At 45.8% G+C, this 5,893-nt stretch carries 10 protein-coding genes; all 10 read right to left on the bottom strand.

The features are described 5' to 3' along the window. Nucleotides 1-225 (bottom strand): hypothetical protein (locus DWX28_RS19740; RefSeq protein ID WP_207661140.1); only part of this gene is annotated, 225 nt, incomplete at its 3' end. Between the two features lie 95 nt (nucleotides 226-320). Beyond that, nucleotides 321-692 (bottom strand): hypothetical protein, encoded by a 372-nt coding sequence (locus DWX28_RS18750; RefSeq protein WP_118254657.1) that lies wholly within the window; start codon nucleotides 690-692, stop codon nucleotides 321-323. 12 nt (nucleotides 693-704) lie between these two features. Beyond that, nucleotides 705-1,346 (bottom strand): major tail protein, encoded by a 642-nt coding sequence (locus tag DWX28_RS18745; protein WP_118254655.1) that lies wholly within the window; start codon nucleotides 1,344-1,346, stop codon nucleotides 705-707. A 27-nt stretch (nucleotides 1,347-1,373) separates the two neighbouring features. Further along, nucleotides 1,374-1,691 (bottom strand): hypothetical protein, encoded by a 318-nt coding sequence (locus DWX28_RS18740; RefSeq protein ID WP_118254653.1) that lies wholly within the window; start codon nucleotides 1,689-1,691, stop codon nucleotides 1,374-1,376. A 19-nt stretch (nucleotides 1,692-1,710) separates the two neighbouring features. Beyond that, nucleotides 1,711-2,091: an HK97 gp10 family phage protein gene (locus DWX28_RS18735; protein ID WP_118254650.1), complete on the bottom strand. Its 381-nt coding sequence runs from the start codon at nucleotides 2,089-2,091 to the stop codon at nucleotides 1,711-1,713. A gap of 4 nt (nucleotides 2,092-2,095) precedes the next feature. Further along, nucleotides 2,096-2,446, bottom strand: coding sequence for a phage head closure protein (locus DWX28_RS18730; RefSeq protein WP_334294793.1), 351 nt, complete (start codon nucleotides 2,444-2,446; stop codon nucleotides 2,096-2,098). A 1-nt stretch (nucleotide 2,447) separates the two neighbouring features. Next, nucleotides 2,448-2,723 carry a head-tail connector protein gene (locus DWX28_RS18725; RefSeq protein WP_118254661.1) on the bottom strand — a complete coding sequence of 92 codons (276 nt, stop codon included), beginning with the start codon at nucleotides 2,721-2,723 and terminating at the stop codon, nucleotides 2,448-2,450. Between the two features lie 64 nt (nucleotides 2,724-2,787). After that, nucleotides 2,788-3,960, bottom strand: coding sequence for a phage major capsid protein (locus DWX28_RS18720; RefSeq protein WP_118254648.1), 1,173 nt, complete (start codon nucleotides 3,958-3,960; stop codon nucleotides 2,788-2,790). Nucleotides 3,961-3,974: 14 nt separating this feature from the next. After that, complete coding sequence (locus DWX28_RS18715; RefSeq protein WP_118254646.1) at nucleotides 3,975-4,370, bottom strand: SymE family type I addiction module toxin; 396 nt, start codon at nucleotides 4,368-4,370, stop codon at nucleotides 3,975-3,977. 122 nt (nucleotides 4,371-4,492) lie between these two features. After that, the coding region (locus DWX28_RS18710) for a recombinase family protein (RefSeq protein ID WP_243002502.1) at nucleotides 4,493-5,893 on the bottom strand (1,401 nt) is incomplete at its 5' end.

The raw sequence follows: 5,893 nt of genomic DNA, 5'->3' as shown, positions 1-5,893 counted from the left end.
GCAAAAATAAGGGAAAATACATATCATTTCACTATCTAAGAGGCTGTAAGCCTTGAAAAATAAGGAAAGTTCAGGAAATCTCTCCACAAATTCCGATTTGATAAAACCATTATACCTTTTTCCAGGCATCCTGTCACCTATAATCATCAGATCAGAACCTGTCAAAATCCTCCTGTGTGGCAACCTGTCTCCATCCTTTATACTCATCATTCCTGCTTTCCACAAACATATCATTCACCATCCCGATAGTCAGCAGATCCAGATCCCGGATGGAAATCCCCAGCTGCACACACCGGAGAAGAAACAGGGGAGTTGTCATTTCACGGTCTGTTGCATGAAGTTTTTTTAGCCTCCACATCCGTCCTGATGTTCATTCCCCACAGCTCGATCAGCTTCGGCAGAACCTGGTAAATACTGAACGTGTTGAACTCATCCAGCCAGTCCTCCGGATTATCCGGAATGGATGGATCCGCATGTTTCGCCATCACATAAGCAATGTTCTCAAACATCTCAAGGGAAAACAGATCCAGTGAGGACTTTTCCGGATCCCCATCCCCGATACTCTTTTCCAGAACAGATAAATCCTTGTAGATATCCCTCTGGAACTTAATCCTGTAAATACGCGGAATGGCGGCCGATGCCTTAAAAGCAACCGCCTTCCCGTCAATCTCAATCTTCTTCATCATGCTCATATCTGAATCTCCTCAGCTCAGTGCTTTTCCATTTCCTGTAGCATCCACAACAGACTTTCCACCATTATCAGCCTGCAAAGAAGCCGGATCCGCAGCCGGCAGATACACCGCCTTGTACCAGTCTGCATAAACAGTTGTATCCGTAGTATCTCCTGTCTTCGCCTTCACCTTTCCATCCGACAGCGGCGTAGCCTTGACAGTCAGCGTTTCCGTCTGCACTTCCTTCTTCTCCTCGTTGGTCTTGCCCTCAATCTTCGGACGGGAAGCCGAACAGTTATACATCACGTGGCGGATATGGCGCACATCCCCGTCAAACTCAAAAAGCAGGGCAAACAGTGCCAGTTCTGCATCCGAGTTTTCAATCAGAACACCCTTGGCATCCAGCTTTTCCCTCAGCACATCTGTCCTGAAACTCTCCGGAATCAATGCAAGCTCCAGATCACCGTCATAACCCATATTGTTGTTGATCACATAATACGCAATACCGTCCGCATAAAAATTCTCCGGCTCCCCGTTGGCATCCAGGGACAGTGATACGGATCCCGGAAGCGGCACCGGTGCTGCATAGGACACCGCCCCGTCCTCCCCGATCGTCAGTAATGCGTAATGCGCATTTTTCAGGTTATACTTTACCTTGTTATTCTTATCAGACATATTATCCCTCCATCATTTAACAAATCATTACAGTTCCATACTGTACAGTACCTCATACAGCTTTTCGCTCTGGATCCAGACCTCCGACTTATTATAAAAAATCCCGGCATCATCCAGAACTGTTTCCACCAGAGCTTCTGCCCCGGGATCCTTCCGGTCCGTGTAAAGTTCTATCCTCACTTCACTGATCCGGAAATATACCCGCCCGTCTGCCGAAAAATTATCACTGCCAGGAAGCAGATAGCAGATAAACGGCGGATCTGGGCTTTCCCCTTCCGCAAAATGGTCATAAGCAAAAGGAAAACCAGTCTTTTCCAGCATCCCTGCCAGTTCTTCCAGTGTCATATGCTTTCACCTCCCGCCATCACCTCAGTGCCTTCTCCATTTCCCGTTCCAGAGTCTGCGCAGCCCGTTCCTCCGCAGGTGCAATATGGGGAAATGCCCTTGTCCTGCCGCCTTTTCTCAGCGCATGGCCGAACTCCAGCAGATGGGCCAGCTGGTACCTGTTTCTGAAATACACCACGATCTCCATTGCATTTGCAGTTTCCTTCGTGGTCTTCGCCGCCCAGCTCTTTGCGTAGGCACCAGTCTTCACGGGGGCATTCTCCTGTATATCCTTCCTTGCCTGTGTCCCTGCCTTCTTTACCGCCTTTTTCATATCATCCGCCGCAAGCTGTGCATACTCTTCCAGCCCTTCCATGATCACATCTGCCATCTGGCTGACTGTACACCTGTCCCCTGCCATGCTCTCACCTCCGGACCTTCCTGCATGTGAATTTCAGACACTTCTTCTTATAATTCAGATGGTCCACACTCACAATGTCGTACACCTGATCACGAAACAGAATCCTGTGGGTAACAGACCGGATACCTGCAGTCTTTTTACAGTACCGCACAGTCACAGTCATTCCCACATCCTCCACCACAGTCCCTGCAGTTTCCGCTTCCCTGGAACTGGCAAGCCCCTCACCGCCTATTGTCGCAAAACAGCTGTAATCCTCTGTCCACTCATTCCTGTGATTCCCGATCCCGTCCTTCACAACAGAACACTTCTGAAAAATCACCTTTTCATTCATCAATGCAATATTCAAAACAACCACCTCAGAACCCCGGTTTCCTCACTCCAAACAGCAGGCACCGCAGATCCATCACCAGCTGATGGTGATCCGCTTCCTCCCTGTGTTCATACAGATAGGCAGCCGCATACTGCACGGCAATCTTCGTCCCCTGCAGATCTTCAAACTCATCCTCATCCGTGATCCTTGCCACGTCCATGCAGATCTGCTGCCCCTGTTCGATCAGATCAGAAAGCAGCACATCATCATCGTCAAAATCCACCCGCAGGTAATTCTTCATTTCCTTTACTGTCACAACCAACTGCATCACCTCAAAAGCAGAACTGGCAGGTCTGCTTTTTCCTGCCAGTTCCCATGTTTTTCTATTAGTCAGCTTTCAGTTTCATGATCTGCACAGCTTCCGGAAGAACCAGTTTTCCGTCCACACGTTCCTTTGCAACAAAACCGATCATTCCGTTGCCTGCAAACAGTTCATTCAGCTGCTTAAAGGATCTGTTTCCACGGTCACCAATGTTGTAATAACTGTAATCCCCAAAAGCGATACCGTCCTTCGGTGCATAGGCAGAAGTCTCCACCTTATATCCCAGAATCCTGTCCGGTTCTCCTGCCTGATAAGCCGGCTGCCAGATATAAGCACCGTTATTGTCCTTCAGCTTTCTAAGGGAAGGCAGTGTTGCATCATTCATGATAAAGGATGCATTTTTACGGTACGGACGTTTCAGGCCATACACCAGATCCAGCATGTCATCTGATTTCAAAGCTGCAGCCAGCGTATTCAGCAGATGTCCGCCGCCTGTTCCGTCAAAAATACCGGTCGGCTTCCCTGTTCCGTTTCCGTTCAGGAAGGCATCCTCTTCCGCATTGGCAAGTGCTTTTCCAAACTGGACAATAATGTAATTTTCCAGATTAAAGGCATTGTCATAAAGCAGTTCCTCCGTTACCTTAATCGCCACATGAAGCTTATGTGCATCCAGGATCTTCTGGTCAAAAGTCGCATCCCCGAAAGTCAGCGCCCCGCCTTCCTCAATCCAGCTTGCCGCCGGCTTGGTGGCCGCAATATTGATCTTATGCTCCCCGGAAGTCACGATTCTTGTGGCAAGACGGCGCATGATATTCTCTTCATTCAGAACATCAACCAGTCTTCTGTCATACTCTTCCGGAACCAGATAACCGCCATCGGCATCCACGCCCTCCTGAAGTGTATTGGAAACCTGACGTAAGTTGCTTCTCAGTGCATTCAGCATTGCCCTGCGGTATTCATCAGAAGCACGTCCTGTCTTTGGCTCACCCTGGCCGCCTGCATAAGGCTTCCCGGTCAGCGGCTGGTTTACCGGCTGGTTCAGGTTCTTTTCCATTTCCTTAGCCTTGCGGTGGCGGTCAATCGCCTTTGTCAGATCCTCAATCTCCGCTTCCATCCTCTCATAGGCAGCACTGTCCTCCGCAGACAGCACCCCGTTTTCATTCTCATGGGTATCCACAAAATTCTTTGCTGCTTCCCATACCTTAGCTCTCTTCTCCATTAATTCCTGAATCGTCATAATCCGTATCCTCCTCAGATATATTTTTTAATAAAATTTAAGCGTTCACGCAGATCATCCGCAGAACGCCCTGTAACGTTCGTATTCACTTTCGCTTTCTTTCCATAACAGCCTGCACTCTGCTCTGCCACATATTTTGCAGTAATTTCTTCCTTTTCATTCTGGTATCTGATTTTCAGTTTCTTAATCTCCTCATCCATAAATGCTTTTTTTGCTTCCTGCTCCTGTGCTTTATTCACATCCGGCGTGATAATCAGCTGACCATTTTCACATTTCACCTGCACATAATCCCCAAGATGAAATCCCAACTCTTCCAGCCATTTTCCTTTTAATGTAATCGCCGGAACTGTCTCATATTTATAACCGCTCTGTCCACAAACCTTAATATTTCTTACGTTTTTCTTTGCCATAGAATTGACTCCTTTCAGACTTGACTAATAGATTTTTAGATAAAAAGAAAAAGCCGCTGACACGTTATCTTCTAACGCATCAACAGCTTCTGTCTTGCTTTGTTTCAGTGTATTATTCGGTTTTATTTAGGCTCTTTACCATCTTTAATACGGTAGTAATCATCCATATCCACGCTGAGTTTTACCGTGGTATCTGGTTTTCGGTTGCTCAAGAGGCACACAGTCTCAACGGTGCTTTCGTTGTCCCAACAAAGTTCCTGTGTCTCCCTGTCTCCAAAATACACCGGAAAACGGAACTTTATGTGCTTCAGGAATCTGCCATCTGGCTGCTCCTGCTCGTAAATGTCCACCTGTTCTACAAAGCTGTTAAGAAATTCTTTCTTCTCCAGGTCGGTGAACTTATCATATAGTTTATCAAAATATAAAAGAAATTGATAGACGTTTTCTTCTGATATTTTCTGTTGCCGGATATTCAGCAGGCGATTCTTGACTTCTTCTATACTGTTCTCCACGCCTTCAATTTCATCATATAGACGATATAAGCGTGTCTCCATATCCTGATATTTCTTTTCATAAAATTTATCCATGATATCCAGACTATCCATCTGCTGTCCAAGTCTTGCTTTTGCTCCGGTCAACTGCTTGTGCTGCTTTTCCAATCTTTCAACCTCTTTTTCTATTTCTTCTGTATCTATTCTTGAACCGATTTTATTCAGAATTGCTTCTTCAAATTTCGGATTCTTCACCAGCTTCCGAATAACTTCTTCCACTGCATTGTTAATCTTCTCCTCACTCCATTGTTTACGATATCCACATTTATGACCGTCTACCAGACGACGATGTTTACAGGCATAATAGAAATAATCCTTATATAAGGTTCCGTCTTTCTTTTTCTTTCGGTTCACGTTCCCATACATACCGCTTCCACATAACGGACATCTCAATATTCCAGATAAGATATGCTCATAATCCAGACTATGCGTCTTTTCATATTTCACACCTGTTTTTTCCCGTTTTTGATGTGCCAGCTCCCAATCTGTTTCTGAAATAATCCCTTCGTGGATACCATCGTGCAGCATATAATTTTCCTGTTTTACAATGCGATATTCATTTCTTGTTCCAGAAACTTTCTCGTTCTTCCTTCGTCCATAAGCCAACTTTCCGCAGTATACCGGATTATCCAGAACGCCTTTTATAAAGGAAGAAGCAAATGCGTCCAGTGTGTTATTTTGTCGCTTTTTCTTTTTATATCCATGCTGGTTCAGCCATGCAGCAATCGCAGAGATTCCCATATTAGTATGAATAAATTTGTCATAGATCAGACGAATAATCTCTGCTTCATCCTCTGCAATCTGCAATTCTCCATTTACCAATTCATAGCCATATGGAGCAAATCCACCGTTCCATTTTCCTTCCCTGACTTTCTGCTTTCGTCCTTCCATTGTCTGAACAAGGATATTCTCCCGTTCAATCTCTGCCACCGCAGACAGAACAGAAATCATCAGCTTTCCACTATCTTTTGA

The sequence above is a fragment of the Blautia sp. AF19-10LB genome (assembly GCF_003461245.1).
Taxonomy (GTDB): domain Bacteria; phylum Bacillota; class Clostridia; order Lachnospirales; family Lachnospiraceae; genus Blautia_A; species Blautia_A intestinihominis.
Note: the sequence above shows the minus strand (reverse complement) of the source record. Positions and strands in the feature narration are given on the sequence as shown.